The sequence below is a fragment of the Novosphingobium sp. BL-S-20 genome (assembly GCF_055521635.1).
The window spans coordinates 1156565-1180629 of the sequence record NZ_CM145494.1; the positions used below are offsets into that span (position 1 = coordinate 1156565).

22 protein-coding genes are annotated in these 24065 nt (G+C 66.4%); 12 read left to right on the top strand and 10 right to left on the bottom strand.

Going from position 1 to position 24065, the window contains the following annotated elements:
- Positions 1–168: 168 nt before the first annotated feature.
- A complete protein-coding gene (locus tag ACZ1II_RS13360) occupies positions 169–2826 on the bottom strand; it encodes a valine--tRNA ligase (protein ID WP_465146870.1) in 2658 nt (885 codons plus the stop codon).
- A 269-nt stretch (positions 2827–3095) separates the two neighbouring features.
- Between ACZ1II_RS13360 and ACZ1II_RS13365 the strand changes: the two genes are divergently transcribed.
- Genes ACZ1II_RS13365 through ACZ1II_RS13380 form a run of 4 tightly spaced genes read left to right on the top strand, consistent with a single transcriptional unit; the run spans position 3096 to position 6709 of the window.
- Positions 3096–4211 carry an ABC transporter permease gene (locus tag ACZ1II_RS13365; RefSeq protein WP_465146871.1) on the top strand — a complete coding sequence of 372 codons (1116 nt, stop codon included), beginning with the start codon at positions 3096–3098 and terminating at the stop codon, positions 4209–4211.
- On the top strand, positions 4208–5119 hold the full coding sequence (locus ACZ1II_RS13370) for an ABC transporter ATP-binding protein (RefSeq protein WP_465146872.1): 912 nt from the start codon (positions 4208–4210) through the stop codon (positions 5117–5119). The genes ACZ1II_RS13365 and ACZ1II_RS13370 overlap by 4 nt, the downstream gene beginning before the upstream one ends.
- A 10-nt stretch (positions 5120–5129) precedes the next feature.
- Positions 5130–6068, top strand: a complete 939-nt coding sequence (locus tag ACZ1II_RS13375) for an MlaD family protein (protein WP_465146873.1) — start codon at positions 5130–5132, stop codon at positions 6066–6068.
- Positions 6069–6094: 26 nt separating this feature from the next.
- Positions 6095–6709, top strand: a complete 615-nt coding sequence (locus ACZ1II_RS13380; RefSeq protein WP_465146874.1) for an ABC-type transport auxiliary lipoprotein family protein — start codon at positions 6095–6097, stop codon at positions 6707–6709.
- A gap of 193 nt (positions 6710–6902) precedes the next feature.
- Here ACZ1II_RS13380 and ACZ1II_RS13385 read toward each other — a convergent pair whose 3' ends face one another.
- Genes ACZ1II_RS13385 through crcB form a run of 5 tightly spaced genes read right to left on the bottom strand, consistent with a single transcriptional unit; the run spans position 6903 to position 10129 of the window.
- Complete coding sequence (locus tag ACZ1II_RS13385; protein ID WP_465146875.1) at positions 6903–7598, bottom strand: ATP12 family chaperone protein; 696 nt, start codon at positions 7596–7598, stop codon at positions 6903–6905.
- A complete protein-coding gene (locus ACZ1II_RS13390; RefSeq protein ID WP_465146876.1) occupies positions 7595–7804 on the bottom strand; it encodes a hypothetical protein in 210 nt (69 codons plus the stop codon). Before ACZ1II_RS13390 ends, ACZ1II_RS13385 begins: the two co-directional genes overlap by 4 nt.
- Entirely contained in the window at positions 7801–8451 is a 651-nt protein-coding gene (locus ACZ1II_RS13395) for an HAD-IA family hydrolase (protein WP_147220038.1), read from the bottom strand. Before ACZ1II_RS13395 ends, ACZ1II_RS13390 begins: the two co-directional genes overlap by 4 nt.
- Positions 8448–9722 (bottom strand): RluA family pseudouridine synthase, encoded by a 1275-nt coding sequence (locus ACZ1II_RS13400; protein WP_465146877.1) that lies wholly within the window; start codon positions 9720–9722, stop codon positions 8448–8450. The genes ACZ1II_RS13395 and ACZ1II_RS13400 overlap by 4 nt, the downstream gene beginning before the upstream one ends.
- Positions 9719–10129 carry a fluoride efflux transporter CrcB gene (crcB, locus tag ACZ1II_RS13405; protein WP_465146878.1) on the bottom strand — a complete coding sequence of 137 codons (411 nt, stop codon included), beginning with the start codon at positions 10127–10129 and terminating at the stop codon, positions 9719–9721. The genes ACZ1II_RS13400 and crcB overlap by 4 nt, the downstream gene beginning before the upstream one ends.
- 115 nt (positions 10130–10244) lie before the next feature.
- Here crcB and ACZ1II_RS13410 point away from each other — a divergent pair, with 115 nt between their 5' ends.
- The 7 genes from ACZ1II_RS13410 (at position 10245) to gatB (ending at position 16286) form a co-directional block, all read left to right on the top strand.
- Positions 10245–10901, top strand: coding sequence for a hypothetical protein (locus ACZ1II_RS13410; RefSeq protein WP_465146879.1), 657 nt, complete (start codon positions 10245–10247; stop codon positions 10899–10901).
- A 234-nt stretch (positions 10902–11135) separates the two neighbouring features.
- Positions 11136–11342: a 30S ribosomal protein S21 gene (gene rpsU / locus ACZ1II_RS13415; protein WP_021234711.1), complete on the top strand. Its 207-nt coding sequence runs from the start codon at positions 11136–11138 to the stop codon at positions 11340–11342.
- A 254-nt stretch (positions 11343–11596) separates the two neighbouring features.
- Entirely contained in the window at positions 11597–12157 is a 561-nt protein-coding gene (locus ACZ1II_RS13420; RefSeq protein ID WP_465146880.1) for an FKBP-type peptidyl-prolyl cis-trans isomerase, read from the top strand.
- 14 nt (positions 12158–12171) lie between these two features.
- Positions 12172–12690, top strand: coding sequence for an FKBP-type peptidyl-prolyl cis-trans isomerase (locus ACZ1II_RS13425; protein WP_465146881.1), 519 nt, complete (start codon positions 12172–12174; stop codon positions 12688–12690).
- 126 nt (positions 12691–12816) lie between these two features.
- On the top strand, positions 12817–13119 hold the full coding sequence (gene gatC, locus ACZ1II_RS13430; protein WP_021234714.1) for an Asp-tRNA(Asn)/Glu-tRNA(Gln) amidotransferase subunit GatC: 303 nt from the start codon (positions 12817–12819) through the stop codon (positions 13117–13119).
- Positions 13119–14606, top strand: a complete 1488-nt coding sequence (gene gatA / locus ACZ1II_RS13435) for an Asp-tRNA(Asn)/Glu-tRNA(Gln) amidotransferase subunit GatA (RefSeq protein WP_465146882.1) — start codon at positions 13119–13121, stop codon at positions 14604–14606. Before gatC ends, gatA begins: the two co-directional genes overlap by 1 nt.
- Before the next feature lie 177 nt (positions 14607–14783).
- Complete coding sequence (gene gatB, locus ACZ1II_RS13440; RefSeq protein WP_465146883.1) at positions 14784–16286, top strand: Asp-tRNA(Asn)/Glu-tRNA(Gln) amidotransferase subunit GatB; 1503 nt, start codon at positions 14784–14786, stop codon at positions 16284–16286.
- A 121-nt stretch (positions 16287–16407) separates the two neighbouring features.
- Here the strand turns inward: gatB and ACZ1II_RS13445 are convergent, their stop codons facing one another.
- Together ACZ1II_RS13445 and ACZ1II_RS13450 are read right to left on the bottom strand one after the other, a co-directional pair.
- Positions 16408–16710 carry a hypothetical protein gene (locus tag ACZ1II_RS13445; RefSeq protein WP_465146884.1) on the bottom strand — a complete coding sequence of 101 codons (303 nt, stop codon included), beginning with the start codon at positions 16708–16710 and terminating at the stop codon, positions 16408–16410.
- Between the two features lie 25 nt (positions 16711–16735).
- Positions 16736–19651 (bottom strand): M16 family metallopeptidase, encoded by a 2916-nt coding sequence (locus ACZ1II_RS13450; RefSeq protein WP_465146885.1) that lies wholly within the window; start codon positions 19649–19651, stop codon positions 16736–16738.
- Between the two features lie 375 nt (positions 19652–20026).
- On the opposite strand from ACZ1II_RS13450, the gene clpB reads away from it, so the two are divergent.
- Complete coding sequence (gene clpB, locus ACZ1II_RS13455; RefSeq protein ID WP_465146886.1) at positions 20027–22606, top strand: ATP-dependent chaperone ClpB; 2580 nt, start codon at positions 20027–20029, stop codon at positions 22604–22606.
- 71 nt (positions 22607–22677) lie between these two features.
- On the opposite strand, the gene ACZ1II_RS13460 is transcribed toward clpB, so the two are convergent.
- Positions 22678–23232 carry a hypothetical protein gene (locus tag ACZ1II_RS13460; RefSeq protein ID WP_465146887.1) on the bottom strand — a complete coding sequence of 185 codons (555 nt, stop codon included), beginning with the start codon at positions 23230–23232 and terminating at the stop codon, positions 22678–22680.
- Between the two features lie 84 nt (positions 23233–23316).
- On the bottom strand, positions 23317–24033 hold the full coding sequence (locus ACZ1II_RS13465; RefSeq protein ID WP_465146888.1) for a 2OG-Fe(II) oxygenase: 717 nt from the start codon (positions 24031–24033) through the stop codon (positions 23317–23319).
- Between the last annotated feature and the right edge of the window lie 32 nt (positions 24034–24065).

Genomic DNA, 24065 nt, shown 5'->3' on the forward strand with positions numbered 1-24065 from the left:
ACCCTCGGAATGTCTGCGTCGCGCCCCGCCTATCCGTTTCGCGCCCACTGAGAGCCGGGAGACAAAATTGCCTGCGGCGGCAAGGAGCGCACCACGTAGCTGCGCGCGCAAGGAAGCCAGTATTGGGGGTGCAGGGGGTGTTGACCCCCTGCTTCAACCCTTACTTCTTCAACCCAGCCGCGCCAGCGCCGCAGCCAGACGCTCCGCTTCGGCCGAATGGTGCGCATGGTCGGCGCGGGCCTTTTCGATCGCCTCGGGCTTGGCCTTCTCGACGAAGGCCGGGTTGCCCAGGCGCTTGTCGAGCGAGTCCCGTTCCTTGACCGAAGCGGCCATGGCTTTTTCCAGACGGGCCTTCTCGGCGGCGATGTCGATCACGCCTTCCAGCGGGATCGCCAGCGTCGCGTCACCCGCACCCACCTGCATGGCGGCACCGGCGGGAGCGGCTTCGAACACGATCGCGTCGAGACGGGCTAGACGGTCGATCACGGTGCCGTTGCGGCCGATCACCGCGCGGGTCGCGTCCGAGGGATTGGCGACATAGGCGGTGAGGCGTGCGCCCGGCGCGATGCCGAGTTCGGACTTAGCGCCGCGCAGGTTGCCGATCAGGGCGATAAGCCACTCGACTTCGGCCTTGGCTTCGGCATCCACCGAGGCTTCCGGCGCGGGCCATGCGGCGACGATCAGGTCCTGCTCGCGCGTGCCCATCTTGCTCCACAGCTCTTCGGTGACGAAGGGCATGAAGGGGTGGAGCATGACGAGGATCTGGTCGAGCACCCAGCCGGCAACGGCCTTGGTCTCTTCGTCGAAGTTGCCCTTGATCAGTTCGATGTACCAGTCGCAGAACTGGTTCCACACGAAGTGGTAGATCGCGTTGGCGGCGGCGTCGAAGCGCAGGTCGGCCATGGCCTTGTCCAGCGCGGCGACGGTTTCGACGACTTCGCCGATGATCCACTTGTTGACGGCGGACGTGGCTGCGGGCGCCTTGACCGAGGTGCTGGCGACGATGCCGCTGGACTGGCAGAAACGCGCGGCGTTCCACAGCTTGGTGGCGAAGTTGCGGTAACCCTCGACGCGCTTTTCATCCATCTTCACGTCGCGGCCCTGGCTCTCCATGGCGGCCATGAAGAAGCGCAGTGCGTCGGCGCCGTACTTGTCGATCAGGCCCAGCGGATCGACCACGTTGCCCTTGGACTTCGACATCTTCTGGCCGTCGGCAGCACGCACCAGACCATGGAGGTAGAGCCGCTTCCACGGCACTTCCTTCATGAAGTGGATGCCCTGCATCGCCATGCGCGCATCCCAGAAGAAGAGGATGTCGAAGCCGGAAACCAGCAGGTCGTTCGGGTAGTGCTTCTTCAGCAGCGGCGCGTCTTCATCAGGCCAGCCGAGCGTGGCGAAAGGCCAGAGCGCGGAGGAGAACCAGGTGTCGAGGACGTCCTCGTCGCGGGTCAGCTTCTTGTTGCCGGCCTGCGCCTGTGCTTCTTCCTCGGTTTCGGCGACGAAGATCTCGCCGTCCTCGCTGAACCACGCCGGGATGCGGTGGCCCCACCAGAGCTGGCGCGAGACGCACCAGGGCTGGATGTTTTCCATCCAGTTGAAGAAGGTCTTTTCCCAGCTCTTCGGGACGATCTCGATGGCGCCGGAGCGGACGGCTTCCATCGGCGGACCGGCCAGCGTCTGGGCATCGACGTACCACTGATCGGTCAGCCAGGGTTCGATCACCACGCCGCTGCGGTCGCCGTAAGGGGTCTGGATCACGCGGTCCTCGACCTTTTCGAGCAGGCCCTCGTCTTCGAGGAACTGGACGATGGCCTTGCGCGCCTCGAAGCGGTCCATGCCGATGAACTGCGGCGGCACGAGGCCGTCCTGCGTCTGGCAGACATGGGCATCGGCATCGAGCATGTTGAGCATGTCGCCGGCCTTGAAGCCTGCGCGCTTGCCGACTTCGAAGTCGTTGAAGTCATGACCCGGGGTGATCTTCACCGCGCCCGAACCCAGTTCGGGATCGGCGTGTTCGTCGGCGACGATGGGAATCTCGCGGCCGGTGAGCGGCAGGGTGACGGTGGCGCCGCGCGCCAGCAGGGCCTTGTAGCGCTCGTCCTCGGGATTAACCGCGACGGCCATGTCGGCCAGCATCGTTTCCGGGCGGGTGGTGGCGACGTGGATGTAGCCGGAACCGTCCGAAAGCGGATACTTGATGTGCCAGAAGTGGCCGTTGGTTTCGCGCGTCTCGACCTCAAGGTCGGAAATGGCGGTGCGGAACTTGGGGTCCCAGTTCACCAGGCGCTTGTCACGATAGATCAGGCCCTGCTTGTGCAGGTCCACGAAGACCTTGACCACGGCCTTGGTGAAGTGCGGGTCCATCGTGAACTGCTCGCGGCTCCAGTCCATCGAGCAGCCGAGGCGGCGCAGCTGGCCGGTGATGGTGCCACCGGATTCGGCCTTCCACTCCCAGACCTTCTCGATGAACTGCTCACGCGTGTAGTTGGCGCGCTTGTCCTGTTTCGCTTCCATCTGGCGTTCGACCACCATCTGGGTGGCGATGCCGGCATGGTCGGTGCCGACCACCCAGAGCGCGTCATTGCCCTTCAGGCGCTCGTGACGGATCACGATGTCCTGCAGCGTATTGTCCAGCGCGTGGCCGATGTGGAGCGATCCGGTGACGTTCGGCGGCGGGTTCACGATGGTGAACGGCTGCGCGTCGGCACGCTCGGGGCGGAACAGCCCTTCGCTTTCCCAATGCTGGTACCACTTCGCCTCGATCTGGGCGGGGTCGAAGGTCTTGTCGAGGGCGGCTTCTGGCCCGGCTGCAGGAGTGTCGGTCATGGCGCGGCGCTTTGCCAGTAGAGGCCCCCGCGCGCAAGTACGGGTGTTATTTGTGGGGTGCGCTCGTCACATCCGTGACGAGCTTGCGGCACCGGCCCACTCCCCCACCCGACCTCCCATCTAGGATACACTGAGTGGGAGGTCGGGTGGGGGAGTGGGCCGGTGCCGCTTCCGGGCGTGAGCCCGGACGAGCAATTGCGAAATCAACAATCTGTCGCGGCAGGGGAACCCCTTGCCGGTACAGGCATTTTCCCCCAATACGAGCGCACATGCGGGAATGGGCTGAATTCACTCTGTCGGAAAACGACCAGGACGGCGTCCAGACTGTGGCGCTCAAGGGGCCGTTGCGCGTCCATTCGCTGGGGAACCTTGGCGAGAAACTGGCGACGCTGCACGGCCCGTTCGCGCGGGTCGACATGTCCGGCGTCACCGATATCGACACGACCGGGGCTTGGCTGGTCTGCCGCTATGCCAGTGAGCACAAGCTCGAAGTCGTCGGCCAGAGCGAGCAGGCCAAGCGTCTTTTCGCCGCCATCGGCAAAGTCCCCGAGGAAGAGGCCGAGATCGAGCCGGTGCGCCCGCTGCTGCTGCGCACGGTGGGCGAACTCGGCGAACTCGTGGTCGGCTGGGGGCATGGCCTCGTCCGCATGGTCGGCTTCCTGGGCGAACTCATCACCTCGCTGGGCACTGCGATCCGCCATCCCTCGCGGCTGCGCGGCACGGCGCTGGTGCACCACATGCAGCATGTGGGCATCAACTCGCTGTGGATCATCGGGCTTATGAGCTTCCTGATCGGCATCGTCATCGCCCAGCAGGGCGCGGTGCAGCTCGCGCAGTTCGGGGCGGAGATCTACACGATCAACCTCACCGGCCGCCTCGCCATGCGCGAACTGGGCATCCTGATGACCGCGATCATGGTCGCGGGCCGCTCGGGTTCGGCCTTCGCGGCGCAGATCGGCACGATGAAGCTGACCGAGGAGGTCGATGCCATGCGCACAATCGGCGTCTCGCCGATGCAGGCGCTGGTGGTCCCGCGCGTGCTAGCGGCGATGCTGATGATGCCGCTGCTGGGCTTCTATTCCACGGTCCTGGCGATCATCGGCGGTGCCTTCATCGCCAATTTCGCGCTCGACATTCCGTTCTGGACCTTCCTCCAGCGCACCCAGGAAGTGGTGCCGATCACCGACGTCTGGGTCGGCCTGCTCAAGGCGCCGGTCTTCGCGCTGATCGTCTCGCTGGCGGGCTGCTACCAGGGCATGCAGGTGACGTCGAACGCTGAGGAAGTCGGCGCGCGGACCACCCAGGCGGTGGTCACGGCGATCTTCACCGTGATCGTGCTCGACGCCTTCTTCGCGATCTTCTTCACCAAGATCGGCTGGCAATGACCGAAACCGCGCACCATGAAGCCGAGACGCTTGAGGCTGAGCGCCCGTCCGACGAATTTCCCATCGTCGTCGAGGGACTGAGCAACGTCTTCGGCGAGCACGTCATTCACGACAACCTCTCGCTCAAGGTCCGCAAGGGCGAGATTCTGGGCGTCGTCGGCGGGTCCGGCACCGGCAAGTCGGTGCTGATGCGCTCGATCATCGGCCTCCAGCAGCCTGCGTCGGGCGAGATCACCGTGCTCGGCCACCGCATGGGCGATTCCACCGACGAGGAAGACATCGACCTGCGCTCGCGCTGGGGCGTGCTGTTCCAGGGCGGCGCGCTGTTCTCGACCCTGACCGTGGGCGAGAACGTGGAAGTGCCACTCAAGCAGTTCTATCCCGAGATCGACGATACCCTCCGCAGCGAGATCGCCCGCTTCAAGGTGCGCCTGGCCGGACTGGCCGAAGAGTCGGCCTACAAGTATCCGAACGAGCTTTCGGGCGGCATGAAGAAGCGCGCTGGCCTTGCCCGCGCGCTGGCGCTCGATCCGGAACTGCTGTTCCTCGACGAGCCGACCGCCGGGCTCGACCCGATCGGCGCGGCCGCCTTCGACGACCTCACCCGCGAACTGGCGGATACGCTGGGGCTGACGGTGTTCCTGATCACCCACGATCTCGACACCCTCCACGCCATCTGCGACCGGGTGGCGGTGCTGGCCGACAAGCAGGTCATCGCCGTGGGTACGATCCCCGAGCTACTGGCGCTCGATCACCCGTGGATCCAGGAATATTTCAACGGCCCTCGAGGCCGTGCCGCGCTCTGCGCGAAGGAAGATGTCGCGATGAAGCATGACGCGCCTGTCGCGCAGGACGGTTCCGCCCCCGCGGGGCCGCCCATGAACACTACCACTAAAAGCGGGGCATAGGGCACACAGCATGGAAACACGGGCCAATCACATATGGGTCGGAGCCGTCACGCTGGTGCTGCTGGCGACGCTGGCGGCGTTCATCATCTGGATCGCGCGGATCAACGATACCGCGCGCAACGAGTATGACATCTTCTTCAAGCAGTCGGTCGACGGCCTCGCCAAGGGGTCGGGCGTCGATTACGCGGGCGTGCCGGTCGGGCAGATCAAGGAGATCGAGCTGTGGCCGAAGGACCCCAGCTTCATCCGCGTGCGCATCAAGGTGGACAAGAAGGTGCCCGTCACCGTCGGCACCACCGCGACGATCCAGGGCAGCTTCACCGGCGTCGCCGACATCCAGCTCGAAGGCGCGGTGAAGGATGCTCCGCTGCTGACCGAACCCGGTCCCGAAGGCGTGCCGGTGATCCCGACCAAGCGCGGCGGTCTCGGCGAAATCCTCTCCAACGCGCCGCTGCTGCTGGAACGGCTGGCGACGCTGACCGAGAACCTCAACCTGCTGATGTCCGAAGAGAACCGCCGTTCGATCACCGGTATCCTCAAGAATACCGACAAGATGACGAAGGACCTCTCCGCCGCGACGCCGCAGATGAAGCAGACCCTGACCGAGCTTCAGGGCACGCTGAACCAGGCCACCAAGACGCTCGTCGCCTTCGAGGGCGTTGCGGGCAAGGCGGACAGCCTGCTGGGCGATCAGGGCAATTCGCTGGCCGCGCAGCTGCGCCAGACGCTGGGCGCCGCGCAGAAGTCGATGGAGACGCTCGACCAGACGCTCCAGCACGCGCAGCCTGCCTTCGACAAGGTCTCGAACCAGACCCTGCCTGCCGCCGAGGCCGCGATCCGCGATCTGCGCGCGACCAGCAGGGCGCTGCGCAGCGTGACCGAGAAGATCGACGAACAGGGCGCCGGTGCGCTCATCAAGGGGCAGAAGCTGCCCACCTATAAGCCATGAGCACGAGAACGACGATGGGAACCGCGATGAAGCTTCGGCACAAGACCCCGATCCTCGGCGGCGCGCTCGCGGCCATGGCAGCCCTCGCGCTGTCCGGCTGCATCAGCCTTGCGCCCAAGCCGCCGGAAGTGCTGTTCCGCCTTTCGTCAGAGGACCGCGCGCCGGTCGGTACGCAGCGCAGTGGCGAGATCGCGCAGGCGATCGTCGTGCTCGATCCCGAAGCGGACCGTAGCCTCGATGCCCTGCGCATGCCGGTGCGGATCGACGCTGCGACGATGTCCTACCTCAAGGATGCGTTCTGGATCGAGAAGCCCAGCCGCCAGTTCCGCTCGCTGCTAGCCGAGACGCTGCGCGCCGATACCGGACGGCTGGTGGTCGAAGGCGTGGAATTCGAAGTAACCGGCAAGACGCTGGTCGGCGGGCGACTGCTCGACATGGGCTACGACGTGCCGACGTCGTCGGTCGTCGTGCGCTTCGATGCAGTCCGCACCGAACGCGGCGGGCCGATCGAGACCAAGCGGTTCGAAGCCGTGGTGCCGGGCGTGAAGCCGGAAGCGGCGGCGGTCGGTCCGGCGGTCAATCAGGCGGCGAACAAGGTGGCGCAGGAAGTCGCGGCCTGGGTCAAGGGTGAGCAGAAGTAAGAGGAAGACCCGGGGGATGATCCCCCGGACCCTCGGAATGTCTACCTTACGCACTACCTATCCGTAGTGCGCTCCTTGCGGCGCAGCCATTAAGTCTCCCGACGCCACCTTGGGCGCACGACGCCGTTGGTCCGCGTGACCTCGACAGTAACGGGGTGCAGGGGTAATAACCCCTGCATTATTCTTTTCTATTTCAGGTCCGCGAAAGTTCCGCCAGCCGGATCGCCAGCTTGAACGCTTCGAACCGCGCCGCGCGACGTTCGGCGGCTTCCCAGTCCTCGCCCCAGAGTTCGACCTGCCAGTCCTCTTCGAGGTTGGCGGCGTTCCACAGCATGTCCGCGTCGCTATCGGGCCGGATCGCGGCAAGGGCGATCACCAGCGAGGCGGCGAGGCTGGATAGCATCTTGAGTGCCGCCAGCGCGAAGTCGTTTTCCGCGGCGAGGGCGGTTTCGAGGCGGGCCAGGGTCTCGGCGGGCTGCGGCTTGTGGAGAATGCCGGAGATACGCGCGAAGTGCACGTCGTAGCGCGCTTCGGCTTCGGCCAGCAGCGGTTCCCAGACGGCAAGCTGGCGCTGGTAGAGGGCGTCCTCGGGATCGCCGCGATAGCAGAGCGTGTCGGTCTCTGCGTAGGGCAGGACATCACGCACGGCCTGGGCGCGGTCTGCGGCGACGGCGTCGATGGCGAAGTCGGCAAGGTCGCGCAGGAGGAACGACTGGGGATCGATCTGCTCGCCTTGCGCCGCCCATTCCGCTGCCAGCGCTTCGGCGAGCGCCTGGGTGGGGACGACTTGCGGGCGGCCACCGGCGGTCTTGATCGGCCTGCCGTCGAGCAGGACGCGCCAGCCGCCTTCGGTCTCTGCGGCTGCGGCTTCCTTATAGAACCGCTTCATTTCGGACTCCGCCACTTGCGGGCGAGGACCTTGGGCGCGACGAAGGCGCCGACGAGGCCGCCGATGATGAGCAGGTAGCCGAGCCAGAGCGGCAGGGCGAACTTGTTGGCGCCGATCGCCATGCCCGCGATTACGCAGGCGGCGCCGAGGATGCGCACGAGCTGGATGATCGCGAAGCGCGCTTTTGCGGGATCGGGTTCGCTCACGTCAGCAGGTACTCCAGGAGTTCGTTCGGGGCTTCGGCGACTTTTTCCGCGCCTGCCTCGATCAGTTCGCGCGGGTGGTGGTAGCCCCAGTCGACGCCGACGGCGCGGGTTCCGGCAGCCTTGGCCATCTTCATGTCATAGGCGGTGTCGCCGATCATGACCGCCTGCTCCGGCATGGCGCCCGCCTCGATCAGGGCTTCCTCCAGCATGGCCGGATGCGGCTTGGAGGGGTGGCGGTCGGCGGTCTGGAGGGTGACGAAGAGGTCGGAAATGCCGTTCGCCTTGAGGCAGTGGGTGAGGCCGCGATCGGACATGCCGGTGGCGACCCCCAGCGTCCAGCCGCGCGCGTGGAGGGTGCGCAGGCAGTGCTCGATGCCGGGGAACAGCGGCTGCGAGACGCGGCCTTCCTCGCGGGCCTGGCGGAAGGCGAGCTTGTAGGCCTCCGCCATGGCGTCCTGCTGGGCTTCGTCGCTTTCGGGCAGGAGCTGGCGGATCGCCTGGGGCAGCGAAAGCCCCACGGCGCGCCGGATCAACCCGCGCGACGGCGCGGCGAGGCCGAAGGCGGCGAAGCTCGCCTCCATGGCCTCGCAGATCGGCGCCTGTCCGTCGACGAGGGTGCCGTCGCAGTCGAAGACGGCGAGCTTCACCGCTTCCCTCGCGGCGCCGGGGGACGGCTGCCTGCGGGCTTGCCGGGGCCGGGACGGGCGCCGCCGGGCTTGCGCGGGCCTGCCTTGACGCCGGGCTTGGCGCCTGCACGAACCGGCTTGGCACCGGGCTTGCCCGTTCCCTTGCCCGAAGGCTTCCCGCGCGAGCCGGGGCGCTCGGAGGCACCGTCGCGGCGCGAGCGGCGTTCGCCGCGGCGTTCCTTGCGGTACTGCTTGGCGTGGGCCTTGGCGGCGCGCTTTTCGTCGTCCCTGGTGAACTCCGGCGCGGATTCGGGCAGTTCGGCGCCGTCCGCCTCGTCGAAGCCGAGCGAGGCCATCGAATTGGCGAAGTGCTCGGGCAGGGGGGCGGTCACGTCCAGCGGGGTGCCGTCCGGATGCTCGATGATGAGGCGGCGGGCATGGAGGTGCATCTTGCGGCTGATCGTGCCGGACAGGAAGGCTTCCTGTCCGCCGTACTTGCCGTCGCCGACGATCGGGTGGCCGATCGCCGCCATATGGACGCGCAGCTGGTGGGTGCGGCCGGTCAGCGGGTGCAGTTCGACCCAGGCGGCGCGGTTGCCCGCACGGTCGAGCACGCGGTAGCGGGTCTTGGCGGTCTGGCCGCCTTCCTCGTCGACGTGCATCTTCTCGCCGCCGCTGCCGGGCTGCTTGGCGAGCGGCAGTTCGATCATGCCGTCATTGATGCTCGGCACGCCGACCACCAGCGCCCAGTAGATCTTCTTGGCGGTGCGCCCGGAAAAGCGCTTCGAGAAGAACGCGGCACTGCCCGGCGTGCGGGCGATCAGCAGGACGCCGGAAGTGTCCTTGTCGAGCCGGTGGACGAGGCGGGGACGCGGGCCTTTCTCGGCATAGGCGTCGAGCAGGCCATCGACGTGCTCCTTCATGCCCGAACCGCCCTGGGTGGCGAGGCCCGGCGGCTTGTTGAGCACGATCGCCGAGCGGTCCTGCGTGAGGACCATCGAATCGGCGAGTTCGATCTCGGCCTCGGTCAGTTCGCGGCGCGGGCGTGAGCCGCCGAGGCCCGGCTTGGCCTCACCGCCCGGCGGCACGCGCAGGATCTGTCCGGCGGCGAGGCGGGTGTCGACATCGGCGCGCTTGCCGTCGACGCGGATCTGGCCGGTGCGCGCCCAGCGCGAGACCATCGCGAAGCCCACTTCGGGGAGGTGGCGCTTGAACCAGCGGTCGAGCCGGATATCGGCATCGTCGCGGCCGACGGTGAACTGGCGGACGGAATCTGAATTGTCGCGGCTCATGCGGCGACTCCCTTCGTGATGGAAAGGCCGGCAAACAGCGCGGCGAAGCCCGCGATCAGAGAGATCGCGACATAGAAAGCCGCAGTACCAAGTTGCCCGCGCGAGACGAGGGCAATGGTATCGAGGCTGAACGAGGAAAAGGTAGTGTAGCCGCCGAGCACGCCGACGCCGAGGAGCAGGCGGGCATTTTCTCCGCCCCCGCCGGGCGTGAGCAGCCAGCCGGCAAGCAGGCCCATGGCGAGGCTGCCGAGCACGTTGACGGTCAGCGTGCCGTAGGGAAAGGCGCCGGAACGGGCGGGGCCGAGCAGGGCGGTCCAGGCCAGGCCGGTCAGGAAACGCAGCCAGGCTCCGAAACCACCGCCCAGCGCGACGAAGGCCGACGCGGCGAGAAAGGAAGGTTGGGGCATTGCGCCGCCTTAGCCGCGAATGCTCGGATTTCCAATCGTTCCGTCCGACCGGATCGCTGCAGGGGCTTCTATAAAGGTCATTGGGTGCGACCCCACTCCGCAAGGAGACATAATGATGCAGATATCATCGTCGACGAGCGCGCTGAGCGCTCTCATCAACCCCCGTCAGGACATGGACGACAAGCTTTCGACCGCGGTCGGCAACGGATCGATCAGCGACAGCGATGCCACGGTGCTCGAATCGGCGCTCGATTCGATCGACGACGCGCTGGAAACCGACTCTTCGGGCAGCCGTCTCGATCCTTCGCAGATGAAGGACCGGATCGATTCGCTGATCTCCGACCAGGTCGAGAACGGCACTCTGACCGAGGATCAGGCGAGCACCCTGCAGGCGCTCTTCGCACAGGGCCCGTCGCAGGGCGGCGGCGAAACCGGCGGGGCTGGTGAAGCAGGCGGGGCAGGCGGCCCCGGTGGTCCGGGTGGTCCCGGCGGTCCCAAGGGTGCGGGCGGTCGGCCTCCGGGCGGCGCCCCGGTCGAAGAGGCCGACGAGACGGACGAGACCGAGGAAACGGACGATACGGACGAAACCGATTCGACCGAAGAGACCGACGAAACGGAAGAGTCCGACGAGGCCGATGCGGCTCTGGCCGCGATGCAGGCGTTTCTGGATAACCTGAAGGCCCAGCAGGCCGAAGGCGCGACCTATACGGCTTCGGCCGCGACTTCGGCCAGCGTCTCGGCTGCGGGTCTGATCGTCGATCAACTGGCCTGACGCGCCGGATCGGTGTATAAGTTCTCTCCGCCGGGGCATTCCACACCCGGTGGAGGGCGCTTTTCGGCCAATCGATGGCCAAGATTGCTTGCCTTACGGCGCTGGCAGTGCTAGCGGCCCCCAACTTCGAGCCGAACCCCTCAGGGATTCGGTGTCATTACGTTTTTTCTTTCAAGGTACCTTCCGCGTCGGAATGCGGAATTCGTGCCTTCGATTTGTGAGGTGTGTCGGTTTATGCAGATTCTCGTCCGCGACAACAACGTCGATCAGGCTCTTCGGGCTCTCAAGAAGAAGCTGCAGCGTGAAGGCGTCTATCGTGAGATGAAGCTGCGTCGCCACTTCGAGAAGCCCTCGGAAAAGCGCGCCCGCGAAAAGGCTGCCGCTGTGCGCCGCGCCCGCAAGCTGGAGCGCAAGCGCATGGAGCGTGACGGTTCCAAGTAAGATTGGGATCGGCCCCGTGCTCCTTTGAAGTGCGGGGTTGCGGCAGGCGCTTTCTGCTCTTTGGTGAGCGAAGCCATGCCGCTTCAATCGGATCGCTTTCCCGCGATTGCGATTGGCACATCTTAAATTGCTCGGCTTGCGGCTTGAATGCCGCACCGGCTTGAGCCATGAGGGCGCGGAAATTCCATCCGCGCCCTTTGTGCATCTGCCGTGCAGTTGCCGACGCCGGGCGAACCCGAACGAGGCCCTAGACCATGACTGAGATCACTCGCGTTCCGTTGCAGCCGATTGCCAAGGGCTCGCTGGGCAAGATCTGGCTCGGCGTTGCCGCTGTCGCGCTCGCCGCGGGCGGTGTCGCCTATGCCGCGCTGCCCCCGCAGGTTCACGTCAAGACGCTGACCGCCGGAACCGGCGAATCGCCGACGATCGCGGACGTGGTGCTCATCAACTACAAGGGCACGCTGCCCGACGGTAAGGTGTTCGACCAGGCGCAGCAGGTGCCGATGGCCCTCAACGAGGTGATCCCCGGCTTCACCAAGGCGCTCGTGAAGATGCAGCGCGGCGGCAAGTACGAAGTCGAGATCCCGGCCAAGCTCGCTTACGGCGACAAGGCCGTGGGCCAGATCCCCGCCAATACCGACCTCAACTTCCAGATCGAGCTGCTCGACTTCAAGAGCCGCGCCGAGATCGAACAGCAGCAGCGCCTGATGCAGCAGCTTCAGCAGATGCAGGGCGGTGCGCCCGGTGCAGTTCCGGGCGGCATTCCGGGCGGCGCTGCCCCCGGTGGTGCTGCTCCCGGCGGCGCGACGAACTGATCGCGGCGCTTCGGATGATCGTCACCCTTCGTTCCTCGCTCCTGGCACTTGCCTTGGCCCTGCCTGCCGCCGCTCCGCTGGCGGCGCAGGACAAGTCGGCTGCACCGGCTGCCGCACCCGGCGGCATCGCTCCGGCGCCTGCCCGCAAAGTGGCTGTCACCACGCTGACTGCGGGGCAGGGCGCCAAGCCCACCCGCGAGGACTATGTGCTGGTCAGCTACAAGGGCATGCTCAAGGACGGCACCGTGTTCGACCAGAACGAGCAGATGCCGATGGCGGTCGCCGGTGTGGTTCCCGGCTTTGCCGACGGCCTCGTGCAGATGCAGCGCGGCGGCACCTATCGCCTCGAAATCCCCTCGGAGCTGGCTTACGGCGCCGAGGGCGGCGGGCCGATCCCGCCGAATTCGGACCTCGTCTTCGAAGTGACCCTGGTGGACTTCAAGACCCAGGCCGAAATCGATGCGATGGTCGCCGAGCAACAGGTGCAGCAAGACGCTCGTGAACAGGCGCAACCGGCCCGCTCGGGCCAGTAAGGCGCCTGCTGGACGCTCCCCGCGTGGCGGCGTCCCTGCTTGAAGCATTTTCGGACGGGTGCTAGCTGCCCGGTCCTGACATTCCGGCGCGGCGCGCGCCCTGCCGGGCAAATCTGAAGGAAAGCCATGTCGGTCGATACCGCAACCGTTGCGAAGATCGCCAGCCTCGCCCGCATCAAGGTGAGCGAGGCTGAAATCGAGGCGATGGTCCCCGAACTCAACGGCATTCTCGCCTGGGTCGAGCAGCTTGGCGAAGTCGATACTTCGCAAGTCGAGCCGATGACCGCCGTCATCCCCAATACGCTGCGCCTGCGCGACGACGTGATCGATGCCGATCCGCTGACCGGCGGCGACAAGCGCGATGCCGTTCTGGCCAATGCTCCCGCCGCCGAACACGGCTTCTTCGGCGTGCCCAAGGTGATCGAATAATGACTGACCTTACTGAACTCGGCGTCGCGCAGATCCGCGACGGTGTTGCGGGCGGCGAATTCACCGCCGTCGAAGTGGCCGAGGCGTTCAACGCGAACGTCGCCGCGGCGCAGGCCGCACTGAACGCCTTCATCGTCGCGACGCCCGAAAAGGCGATCGAAGCGGCTCAGGCCACCGACGCCAAGCGTGCCAAGGGCGAGGCTCTCGGCAAGATGGGCGGCGTGCCGATCGGCATGAAGGACCTGTTCGCGACCTTCGACGTGCAGACCACGGCCGCCAGCCACATGCTGGAAGGCTTCAAGCCGCAGTACGAATCGACCGTCTCGCAGAAGCTGTGGGATGCCGGCGCGGGCATGCTGGGCAAGCTCAACCTCGACCAGTTCGCCATGGGCTCGTCGAACGAGACCAGCTACTTCGGCAACGTGATCTCGCCGTGGAAGCGCAATGACGGTGGCAACGCGGCGCTGGCGCCGGGCGGTTCCTCGGGCGGTTCGTCGTCGGCTCTCGCCGCGCGTCTCTGCCCGGCTGCTACCGGCACCGACACCGGCGGCTCGATCCGCCAGCCTGCCGCTTTCACCGGCACCACCGGCATCAAGCCGACTTATGGCCGCTGCTCGCGCTGGGGCGTGGTGGCGTTTGCCAGCTCGCTCGACCAGGCAGGCCCGATGGCGCGCTCGGTGCAGGACTGCGCGATCATGCTCGAAGCCATGGCCGGTTTCGATGCCAAGGATTCGACCAGCCTCGACCTCCCGGTGCCGAACTGGGAAGCTGCGCTCTCGGGCGACATGAAGGGCAAGAAGGTCGGCATTCCGAAGGAATACCGCGTCGATGGCCTGGACGAAGACGTTGCCAAGTCGTGGGACGACGGCATTGCCTGGTTGAAGGATGCGGGTGCGGAGATCGTCGAGATTTCGTTGCCGCACACCAAGTACGCGCTGCCGACCTACTACATCATCGCCCCTGCCGAAGCCTCGTCGAACCTCGCGCGCTATGACGGCGTGCGGTACGGCCTGCGCGATCTGCCGGACGGTGCGAACCTTCAGGACATGTACGCCGCGACCCGCGCCGCCGGTTTCGGCCCCGAGGTGAAGCGCCGCATCCTGATCGGTACGTACGTGCTCTCGGCCGGTTTCTACGACGCCTACTACACGCAGGCCCAGAAGGTCCGCGCGCTGATCGCGCAGGACTTTGCGAAGGCCTTCGAGCAGTGCGACGTGATCCTCGCGCCGACCGCGCCTTCGGCCGCCTTCGGCCTTGGCGAGAACGTCGACGATCCGCTGAAGATGTACCTCAACGACGTTTTCGCGGTGCCCGCCTCGCTTGCGGGTCTTCCGGCGATGTCGGTCCCGGCCGGCCTCAACCGCGAAGGTCTGCCGCTGGGGCTTCAGGTCATCGGCAAGGCCTTCGACGAACAGGGCGTGCTGAACGCCGGTCTCGCCATCGAGGCCCGCGCGCAGTTCTCGGCCAAGCCGGAGAAGTGGTGGTAAGCTGGTCGTCTCTCTTCGAACTGGTCGGCGGCATCGCGGAGATGCTGGGCGACCGGGCACCGAAACGGAGGGACGACCGACCCGCTCGACGGCGCGAAACGCCGGAACGGGATTTGAATGACGGGGCGAGGCAGCGGCACGGGTTGCTGCGTCGTTCCAGAAGTGGACCGAAACACGATGACTGAATCAACCTATCGCATCCAGGGCGCCACCGGTGACTGGGAGGTCGTGATCGGCCTCGAAGTCCACGCGCAGGTCACCTCGAACTCCAAGCTGTTCTCCGGATCGGCGACGGCATTCGGCGCGGAGCCGAACTCGCAGGTCTCGCTGATCGACGCGGCGATGCCGGGCATGCTGCCGGTTCCGAACCGCGAATGCATCCGTCAGGCCGTGCGCACCGGCATGGCCATCGAGGCGCAGATCAACAAGTGGTCGCGCTTCGACCGCAAGAACTACTTCTACGCCGATCTTCCGCAGGGCTACCAGATCAGCCAGCTCTACCACCCGATCGTGGGCGAAGGCTCGCTGACGATCGAGGCGGACGAGAAGGCAGGTATCCCCGCCGACAAGGTGATCGGCATCGAGCGCATCCACGTCGAGCAGGACGCGGGCAAGCTGATGCACGACCAGCATCCGACGATGTCCTATGTCGATCTCAACCGCTCCGGCGTGGCGCTGATGGAAATCGTCAGCCGCCCGGACATGACCTCGCCCGCCGAGGCCGGTGCCTACCTGTCGAAGCTGCGCACGATCCTGCGCTATGTCGGTTCGTGCGACGGCAACATGGACCAGGGTTCGATGCGTGCCGACGTCAACGTCTCGGTGCGCCGCCCCGGTGAGGAACTCGGCACCCGTACCGAGACCAAGAACGTCAACTCCGTGCGCTTCGTCATGCAGGCGATCGAGCACGAGGCGAGCCGTCAGGTCGACGTGCTGGAGAGCGGCGGCAAGATCGTGCAGGAAACCCGCCTGTTCGATCCCACCAGCGGCTCGACGCGCTCGATGCGTTCGAAGGAAGACGCGCACGACTATCGCTACTTCCCCGATCCGGACCTGCTGCCGCTCGAACTCGACGACGCCTTCCTGGAGGAATGCCGCGCGAGCCTGCCCGAGCTGCCGGACGCCAAGCGCGCCCGCTACGAAGGCGAGCTGGGCCTTTCGGCCTACAATGCCGCCGTGCTGACCGCCGATGTCGATACGTTCGCCTGGTTCGAGGCGCTGCTGGCCGAAACCGCTTCGGCGCAGGGCAAGCAGCCTGCCGAAGTGGCCAAGCAGGCGGCCAACTGGCTGATTTCCGAATTCTTCGGCGCGCTCAACAAGCTGGGCAAGTCGCTGGAAGACTCGCCGATCAGCCATGAGCAGGCGGCGGAACTGCTGGCTCTGGTGGGCAAGGGCACGATCTCTGGCTCGATCGCCAAGCAGGTGCTGGAAACGATGTTCGAGACCGGCGACAACGCCGGGATCATCGTCGAGCGCGAAGGCCTGAAGCAGGAATCGGATACCGGCGCCATCGAGGCCAAGGTGGACGAGATTCTCGCCGCCAATGCCGACAAGGTCGCCCAGTACAAGGACGGCAAGGTCGCGCTGTTCGGTTTCTTCGTCGGTCAGACGATGAAGGCCATGGCGGGCAAGGGCAATCCGCAGGTGGTGAACGAGATTCTCAAGGCCAAGCTGGGCTGAGGGTTTCAACCGACAAGAAAAGGGCCGGGAAGCGCATCCGCTTCCCGGCCCTTTTTCGTATCCCCTGTCCTTCGCGGGGACGACGGGGTTGATTGAGGTGGGCTTTTTAGCGGCGCTTCCGTCAGCTCGTTTTCGTACCCGTCAGCGTCATCGAGCCGAAGAACCCCGCCTTGATCGTGCCGGTGAGATCGGTGCCGTCCACTTCGGCCTTGCAGTCGAGGTCTATGGCCATCGGCGAGGTCATCTTCATCTTCCAGCTAAGCCGGTTGCCGTCGATCCGGCCCTCGCGCAGGTCCATGGTGCCGAGATCGCCGGTGATCTGGCCGGTGAAAGTGTCACCTTCGGGCACGATGGTCAGCGTGCCCTTCTGGTGCCCCATCGGGGTCTTGGTCGAACATTCGTAGGTTCCGCCGAGCAGCGACATCGTTCTCTCCTTATTCTCGGACGTGTTATTCCTGGCCTTCCGGCGCCGCCGGTGCCGCACGGACCTCGACCGGGATGCCGAGGCCCTTGAGCTGCGGTTCCACCACCTTGCGGTCGCCCACCACCACGAAAGTCAGGCCCCTGGGCTGGAGGTACTGCGCGGCGGCGCTGCCGATCGCCTTGGCGTCGATCGTGCGGTACTTGGCGGCGAGGGTGACATAGTAGTCTTCCGGGCGGCCGAGGCGTTCGTTCTTGCGGATCGCGGCCTGCACGGCGGCGCCCGTCTCGAACTGGTTGGGCAGCTGGCGGATCGCGCCTTCGGTTACGCGCTGGAGTTCTTCCGCCGTCACCGGCTTGGTCGCCGGGAAGGCGCCCATGTCGGCGATGATCGCCTGGATCGCCGCGCCCGTCTTGTCCGACTGGACCGGCGCCGCGACTTGCACCGAACGCGGGCCTACCGGCTGGGCGACGCCGCTGCGCACGCCGTAGCTCCAGCCCTTTTCCTCGCGCAGGTCCTTGTTGAGGCGCGAGAGGAAGCCGCCGCCGACGATGTCGCTTGCCAGTTGCAGCGCTTCGGTGTCCGGCGTCTTACCGGTCATCGGCAGGACGCGCCCGGCCATGATGACCGACTGCGGCGAGTTCGGGCGGTCGATCAGGACGATGCGGTTGGCGCCGACGCTGGGCACGGCGGCATCGAGCCGCTTGACGGGCTTGGGCGCGGCGGGGGCCTGCCACTGGCCGAAGGCGCGCTCCAGCATGGGCTTCAGTTCGTCCATGCTCACATCGCCGACGACGGTGATCCGCGCAAGATCGGGGCGCAGCCACTTGTCGTGGGCGGCCTTGAGCTGGTCCGGCGTCAGTGCGGCGAGCGAGGCGGCATTGCCGAGGCCGTCGCCCGGCTGCGCATAGGGATGCGTGCCGAAGAGTTCGGCGCCGAGCGAGCGGGCCGCCAGCGCGCTGGGGGTGGAGAGCGTCTGCGCCAGTTCGGCTTCGGCCTGCGCCTTGACGCGGGCCACTTCCGAAGGCGCGAAAGCCGGATCGCGCACGATCTGCGCCATGAGGTCGAGCGAAGGCGCGAGATTGGCCGAGAGCGCCGAAAGCGTCACGCTGCTGGTATCGAGCGAGCCGTCCACCGAGATGCTGGCGCCCAGACGCTCCTGCGCCTCGGCGATCTGCGTGGCGTCGAGCTTCGAGGTACCCTGGTCGAGCATGGCGAGCATCAGGCCCTGGGTGCCGGGGGTATCCAGCGCGTCGGCGGCGTAACCGGCGTCGAAATCGAGCGAGAGCACCAGTTTCGGCACCGCGCTGCGGCGGGCGAGGGCGACCTCGATGCCGTTCGAGAGCGTCGCGTGCTCGATGGCCGGGAAAGTCAGCGCGCCGATCTGGCCGAGTGGCGGCATTTCCCGCTTGGGTCCGGCGGGCACGGCGGCGACCTTGGTCTTGGGATCGGGGCGTGGTGCCGGTTTCTGGGCCTCGTCGCCCCAGCCGCCCATCGCATCGCCGCTTTCCTTGCGCTCTCCCGGTACCACGTCCAGCGAATAGACCGGGCGCGACAGCCACTTGTTGAGGGCCGCCTTGATCTCGGCGGGCGTCAGCGCCGCCATGCGGGCGAGGTCCTGCTTGTACTTGGCCGGATCGTCCGAATAGACCTGACCTTCGGCCAGCGTCGCGCCCTTGCCGCTGAAGCCGCCGACGCGCTCAAGTCCGCCGATTTCGCCGGAGAGGGTGCTGACGACGGCGCGGCGCACTTCGTCCTCGGTCGGGCCGTCGCGCAAGTAGTCCGCCAGCACCTTGTCGAAGCCGGCATCGGCCTTGGCGCGGTCCACGCCGGGCTTCACGTCCATCGCCATGGTCAGCAGGCTGAGCTGCTGGAAGACCTGCTCAGAGGCCGTCACCGCGACGGCAAGCTGCTGGCCGCGCACCAGTTCGTTGTCGAGCCGCGAGCTGGCGAGGCCGCCGAGGATGTGCATGCCGATCTGGAGCGCAGGCGTATCGGCATCGTTAAGGCCCGGCGCGGTCCAGTTGCGGGTGAGACGCAGCACCGGTACCTGATCGGCGATCTCGCGCTTGACCGGCGCGGCGAGCGTGACCGGATCGGCGGCCACCGGCTTGATGTCAGGCCCGCGCGGGATGTCTCCGAACCACTTCTCAACCTTGGGGCGGGCCGTGGCGGCGTCGATATCGCCCGAGAGCACCAGCACGACGTTGTTGGGGCCGTAGTGGTCGGTGAACCACTTGCGCACGTCGGTCAGCGTGGCGGCGTCGAGGTCGGCCATCGAGCCGATCGTCGAGTGGCGATAGGGGTGGCCCACCGGCAGCAGGCCTTCGCTCTGGGCATATTCGAAGAGGCCGTAGGGCTGGTTGTCGCCCTGGCGCTTCTCGTTCTGGACGACGCCCCGCTGCTTGTCGAGCTTGTCCTGGGTCACCGCGGGCAGCAGGTGGCCCATGCGGTCGCTTTCCATGAACAGCGCCACGTCGAGCGCGCCTGTCGGCACGGTCTCGACATAGTTGGTGCGGTCGTACCAGGTGGAGCCGTTGGTGGGGGTGGAGCCTGCGGCTTCCAGCGGAATGTCGAAGTCCGGCACATTGGCCGAGCCGCCGAAGAACAGGTGCTCGTAAAGGTGTGCGAAACCGGTCTTGCCGCGCGGTTCGTTCTTGGAGCCGACCTTGTAGTAGGCGGTCACACCGACGATCGGGGCCTTGCGGTCGGTGTGGACGATCGTGGTGAGGCCGTTGGCCAGCACGAACTTCTCGTAGGGGATGTCCACCTTGGCGATGAGGTCGGCGGGGGAGGCGGGGGCCGCATTCTTGCCAAAGGTTGGGTAATTGGGCGGTCCGGTCAGCTCGGGCGCCGGCGGAGTGGCCGGATAAGTCGTCGCACAGGCGGAGAGGAGCAGGGCGGCGGCAAGCGCGATGGCGCTGGAACGAGGAGCAAGTCGCATGGGGCAAGGTCTAGCACGTTGTTCGCGGCTGACCAGAGGGGCGATTTGCCGGGGATGCCGGAGACTTGGCGACAATTCCTGCAAAATCCTCGTCGTCCCCACCTTCGCGGGGACGACGAGGATTTTGGTTTGGGCGATGGTCCGCAAGGTCGATCCGTCAGTCCGGACGGACACGATCAAACCCGTATTCGCCCATGCCTCGTTTGGGGCTGGCAATTATCGCCCGCGCACCCATCTTTGTCGCAGGCCGGTTCCGGCTCTTGTGTTTCAACGATTTTTTCGCGGCGTCGGCATCGTGTCCGAAAATCACGACGGCACGCCTTGTGTTGCATAAAGGCAACACTATATGGTCGAGATCAGGAGGCAATTCATACCATGAATCTCGAAAAGTTCACCGACCGGGCCAAGGGGTTCCTTCAGGCGGCGCAGACCGTGGCGATCCGCATGAACCACCAGCGCATCAGCCCCGACCATATCCTCAAGGCCCTGCTTGAGGATAGCGAGGGCATGGCGTCCGGTCTGATCCAGCGCGCGGGCGGCAATCCGGCCTTCGCGCAGCAGGAAGTCGACAAGGCGCTGGCCAAGGTCCCGACCGTCTCGGGCAGCGGCGCGCAGGGCACGCCCGGTCTCGACAACGATGCCGTGCGCGTGCTCGATCAGGCCGAGCAGCTCGCCACCAAGTCGGGCGACAGTTTCGTCACCGTGGAGCGCATGCTGCTGGCACTGGCGCTCGCCACCACGACTTCGGCGGGGCAGGCGCTCAAGGCTGCCAATCTCACCCCGCAGGCGCTGGAAGCGGCGATTACCGATCTGCGCGGCGGTCGCACCGCCGACAGCGCCGGGGCGGAAAACGCCTATGACGCGATGAAGAAGTATGCCCGCGACCTGACCCAGGCCGCGCGTGACGGCAAACTCGATCCGGTCATCGGCCGCGACGAGGAAATCCGCCGTACCGTGCAGATCCTCGCCCGCCGCACCAAGAACAACCCGGTGCTCATCGGCGACCCCGGCGTCGGCAAGACCGCCATCGCCGAAGGCCTGGCGCTGCGCATCGCCAATGGCGACGTGCCGGACAGCCTCAAGGACCGCCAGCTCATGGCGCTCGACATGGGTTCGCTGATCGCGGGTGCCAAGTATCGCGGCGAGTTCGAGGAACGCCTGAAGGCCGTGCTCGACGAAGTGAAGGGCGCGGACGGGCAGATCATCCTGTTCATCGACGAGATGCACACGCTGATCGGCGCGGGCGCTTCCGAAGGCTCGATGGACGCGGGCAATCTGCTGAAACCGGCCCTCGCGCGCGGCGAACTGCACTGCATCGGCGCGACCACGCTCGACGAGTACCAGAAGTACGTCGAGAAGGACGCGGCCTTGCAGCGCCGTTTCCAGCCGGTCTTCGTGGGCGAGCCGACAGTCGAGGACACGATCTCGATCCTGCGCGGCCTCAAGGAGAAGTACGAGCTGCACCACGGCGTGCGGATCACCGACGGCGCCATCGTGGCGGCGGCGACGCTCTCCAACCGCTACATCACCAACCGCTTCCTGCCGGACAAGGCGATCGACCTCATGGACGAGGCCGCCAGCCGCATCCGCATGGAAGTGGAAAGCAAGCCCGAGGAGATCGAGAAGCTCGACCGCCGGATCATCCAGCTCAAGATCGAGGAAATGGCGCTCGGCAAGGAGACCGATGAGGCGTCCAAGGACCGCCTTGCCACTCTGCGCGAGGAACTGGCCAATCTTGAACAGCAGTCGAGCGAACTGACCACTCGCTGGCAGAACGAGCGCGACAAGATCGCCGCCGAAGGCAGGATCAAGGAGCAGCTCGAAGCCGCCCGGGTGGAACTGGAGCAGGCCCAGCGCCTCGGCGATCTCGCCAAGGCGGGCGAGCTGTCCTACGGCACGATCCCCTCGCTGGAGCGCAAGCTTTCCGAAGCCCAGGCCCAGGCCGATAACGCCCTGCTGCGCGAGGAAGTGACCGAGGACGACATCGCCGGTGTCGTCAGCCGCTGGACCGGGGTGCCGGTCGACAAGATGCTGGAAGGCGAGCGCGAGAAGCTTCTCAAGATGGAGGAAGTGATCGGTGCGCGCGTGATTGGCCAGAAGGATGCGGTCTCGGCCGTGTCCAAGGCGGTGCGGCGTGCCCGTGCCGGGCTACAGGACCCGAACCGGCCGCTCGGCTCGTTCCTGTTCCTCGGCCCCACGGGCGTCGGCAAGACCGAACTGACCAAGGCGCTGGCGGGCTTCCTGTTCGACGACGATAGCGCGATGGTCCGCATCGACATGTCGGAGTTCATGGAGAAGCACGCGGTCTCCCGCCTGATCGGCGCGCCTCCGGGCTATGTCGGTTATGACGAGGGGGGCGTGCTGACCGAAGCCGTGCGGCGCAGGCCCTATCAGGTCGTGCTGTTCGACGAAGTCGAGAAGGCGCACCCGGACGTGTTCAACGTGCTGCTGCAAGTGCTCGACGATGGCCGCCTGACCGACGGGCAGGGCCGGGTGGTCGACTTCACCAACACCCTCATCATCCTGACCAGCAACCTCGGCAGCCAGTACCTGACCCAGCTCGACGAAGGGCAGGACGTGGACTCCGTGGAGCCGCAAGTGATGGAAGTGGTGCGCGGGCATTTCCGGCCCGAGTTCCTCAACCGTCTCGACGAGATCGTGCTGTTCCACCGCCTCGGCCAGGAACACATGGGCCCGATCGTCGATATCCAGGTGGCGCGGGTGCAGAAGCTGCTCAAGGACCGCAAGATCGTGCTCGACCTCACCGATGCCGCCAAGCGCTGGCTGGGCCGGGTGGGCTACGATCCGGTCTACGGTGCGCGTCCGCTGAAGCGCGCGGTGCAGCGGTACTTGCAGGACCCGCTCGCCGAGAAGCTGCTGGCCGGCGAAGTGCCTGACGGTTCGCACCTCCGCATCGACGATGGCGATGGTGCGCTGGCGATCGTGGTGGAATGATCGCGGCTAAATGAAAAGGGCGGGGGAAGCCGATCGCTTCCCCCGCCCTTTTCGTGCCCGGTCCTGCCGTGTCAGCCGACGCGGCGGCCCTTCACGCCGTTCTGTCCGTCGATGCGAATCCAGTAGGCGCCGAGCGAGGCCTTTTCGAGCTGGATCTTGTTGCCGACCCGGGGGGAGCGCAGCCGCGAGGACGGCTCGCCGGTTTCCCACACCGCGCCTTCGGTGATGGTGATGCGCCAGTTGCCGCGCGGCAGTTGCTCGACGCGGGTGATCGTCGAATCGAGCACCTGGTCGACTTTCGCTTCGCTTTCGTCCTTCTTGCCGTCGAACAGCCCGATGCTGGGAAGCGGGAAACCGAACAGCGACTTGCGGACGGTGCGGGCTTCCTCCTTGTCGACCACCTTGACGTCGCCCTGCGTGGCCGATGCCACCAGTACGCCGGCCTCGCGGTCATAGCAGGCGAGGCGGGCGGTGCTGTCGGTGATGGCCTGGCAGGCCGCGAGCTTTTCCAGCGAGCGCGGCAGGCCCTTTTCGTCGTCCCTGGCCAGGCCCGGCTGGGAAACGGCAAGCGCGGCGATGGCGGCAAGGGCCGCGGCGGTAGCAAGCAATCCGGTGCTTCTGGTCATGGGTGCCCCTGACTTCTGGAATATGGCAAATCGTGTTCGAAGATCGCGCCGGAAAGGTCAAGCGCGGCGCACTCAGCGGCGCTCTCAGCGGCTGCGCAGCCACCCGGTCATGGCATAGCGCCGATAGGCCGCCGCGCGGGTCACTTCGCTGACGCTGTGCATCTGGCCGACGCGGAACAGGTCCAGCGTATTGAATGCGGGGACCACGCCTTCCACCTCGTCGGCGTCCTTGTGCACCAGCAGCAGGCCGCCCCATTCGAGGCGCCAGACCGGGTTGAGGCTGAAGACATAGGCGGCGTGGCGGTTCTTGCCGGGGAAGGCATCGTCATGGCCGGTCAGGAAGTCGCCGGGCGAATAGGCGGTGGCCTGGCTGTCGGCGAAATCGACGGCGGGGGTGCCGATGATCCTGCGCAGCAGGTCCCGCGGCGCGCCGGTCGACAGGAATTCGGCGAAGCGGGCAAGGGTGTCCTTGCTGGCCTTGCGCGCCTGTGCCTCGTCCGGCACGCGGATCGCCTCGTAGCGGTACTGGAAGCCGCTGCGTGCCGCGCCGTAGACCGCCTGGTCGAGCGCTTCCTGCTGTTCGGGGGCAAGCCCTGCGCGGGTCTGGCGGTCCAGTTCGATCAGCTTGTCGCCGCTGTTGAGCACTTGCTTCCAATCCTCGCGCCCGCGCAGCAGCGCGTGCATGCGCTCGGCACAGGCCGGATCGAGAAAGCCGCGAATGCGCACGCGCCCGTCGCGGGCGAAGCGGGCGGCAAGGTCTTCGGCGTCGATCTCGGGGTGGAGCGAAAACTTTTCGGACATCGTCGTGCCTTGCACCAAAGCGGGCGCTTGGG

Excerpts from the sequence above, each read along its gene's own strand:
- ACZ1II_RS13400 (WP_465146877.1), bottom strand. The coding sequence starts at position 9,722 with ATGAGCCGCGACAATTCAGATTCCGTCCGCCAGTTCACCGTCGGCCGC.
- clpB (WP_465146886.1), top strand. The coding sequence starts at position 20,027 with ATGAATCTCGAAAAGTTCACCGACCGGGCCAAGGGGTTCCTTCAGGCG.
- gatB (WP_465146883.1), top strand. The coding sequence starts at position 14,784 with ATGACTGAATCAACCTATCGCATCCAGGGCGCCACCGGTGACTGGGAG.
- ACZ1II_RS13450 (WP_465146885.1), bottom strand. The coding sequence starts at position 19,651 with ATGCGACTTGCTCCTCGTTCCAGCGCCATCGCGCTTGCCGCCGCCCTG.
- ACZ1II_RS13420 (WP_465146880.1), top strand. The coding sequence starts at position 11,597 with ATGACTGAGATCACTCGCGTTCCGTTGCAGCCGATTGCCAAGGGCTCG.
- ACZ1II_RS13465 (WP_465146888.1), bottom strand. The coding sequence starts at position 24,033 with ATGTCCGAAAAGTTTTCGCTCCACCCCGAGATCGACGCCGAAGACCTT.
- ACZ1II_RS13445 (WP_465146884.1), bottom strand. The coding sequence starts at position 16,710 with ATGTCGCTGCTCGGCGGAACCTACGAATGTTCGACCAAGACCCCGATG.
- crcB (WP_465146878.1), bottom strand. The coding sequence starts at position 10,129 with ATGCCCCAACCTTCCTTTCTCGCCGCGTCGGCCTTCGTCGCGCTGGGC.
- ACZ1II_RS13380 (WP_465146874.1), top strand. The coding sequence starts at position 6,095 with ATGAAGCTTCGGCACAAGACCCCGATCCTCGGCGGCGCGCTCGCGGCC.
- ACZ1II_RS13460 (WP_465146887.1), bottom strand. The coding sequence starts at position 23,232 with ATGACCAGAAGCACCGGATTGCTTGCTACCGCCGCGGCCCTTGCCGCC.
- ACZ1II_RS13360 (WP_465146870.1), bottom strand. The coding sequence starts at position 2,826 with ATGACCGACACTCCTGCAGCCGGGCCAGAAGCCGCCCTCGACAAGACC.
- ACZ1II_RS13385 (WP_465146875.1), bottom strand. The coding sequence starts at position 7,598 with ATGAAGCGGTTCTATAAGGAAGCCGCAGCCGCAGAGACCGAAGGCGGC.
- ACZ1II_RS13365 (WP_465146871.1), top strand. The coding sequence starts at position 3,096 with ATGCGGGAATGGGCTGAATTCACTCTGTCGGAAAACGACCAGGACGGC.
- ACZ1II_RS13410 (WP_465146879.1), top strand. The coding sequence starts at position 10,245 with ATGCAGATATCATCGTCGACGAGCGCGCTGAGCGCTCTCATCAACCCC.
- ACZ1II_RS13370 (WP_465146872.1), top strand. The coding sequence starts at position 4,208 with ATGACCGAAACCGCGCACCATGAAGCCGAGACGCTTGAGGCTGAGCGC.
- ACZ1II_RS13375 (WP_465146873.1), top strand. The coding sequence starts at position 5,130 with ATGGAAACACGGGCCAATCACATATGGGTCGGAGCCGTCACGCTGGTG.
- ACZ1II_RS13425 (WP_465146881.1), top strand. The coding sequence starts at position 12,172 with ATGATCGTCACCCTTCGTTCCTCGCTCCTGGCACTTGCCTTGGCCCTG.
- gatA (WP_465146882.1), top strand. The coding sequence starts at position 13,119 with ATGACTGACCTTACTGAACTCGGCGTCGCGCAGATCCGCGACGGTGTT.
- rpsU (WP_021234711.1), top strand. The coding sequence starts at position 11,136 with ATGCAGATTCTCGTCCGCGACAACAACGTCGATCAGGCTCTTCGGGCT.
- gatC (WP_021234714.1), top strand. The coding sequence starts at position 12,817 with ATGTCGGTCGATACCGCAACCGTTGCGAAGATCGCCAGCCTCGCCCGC.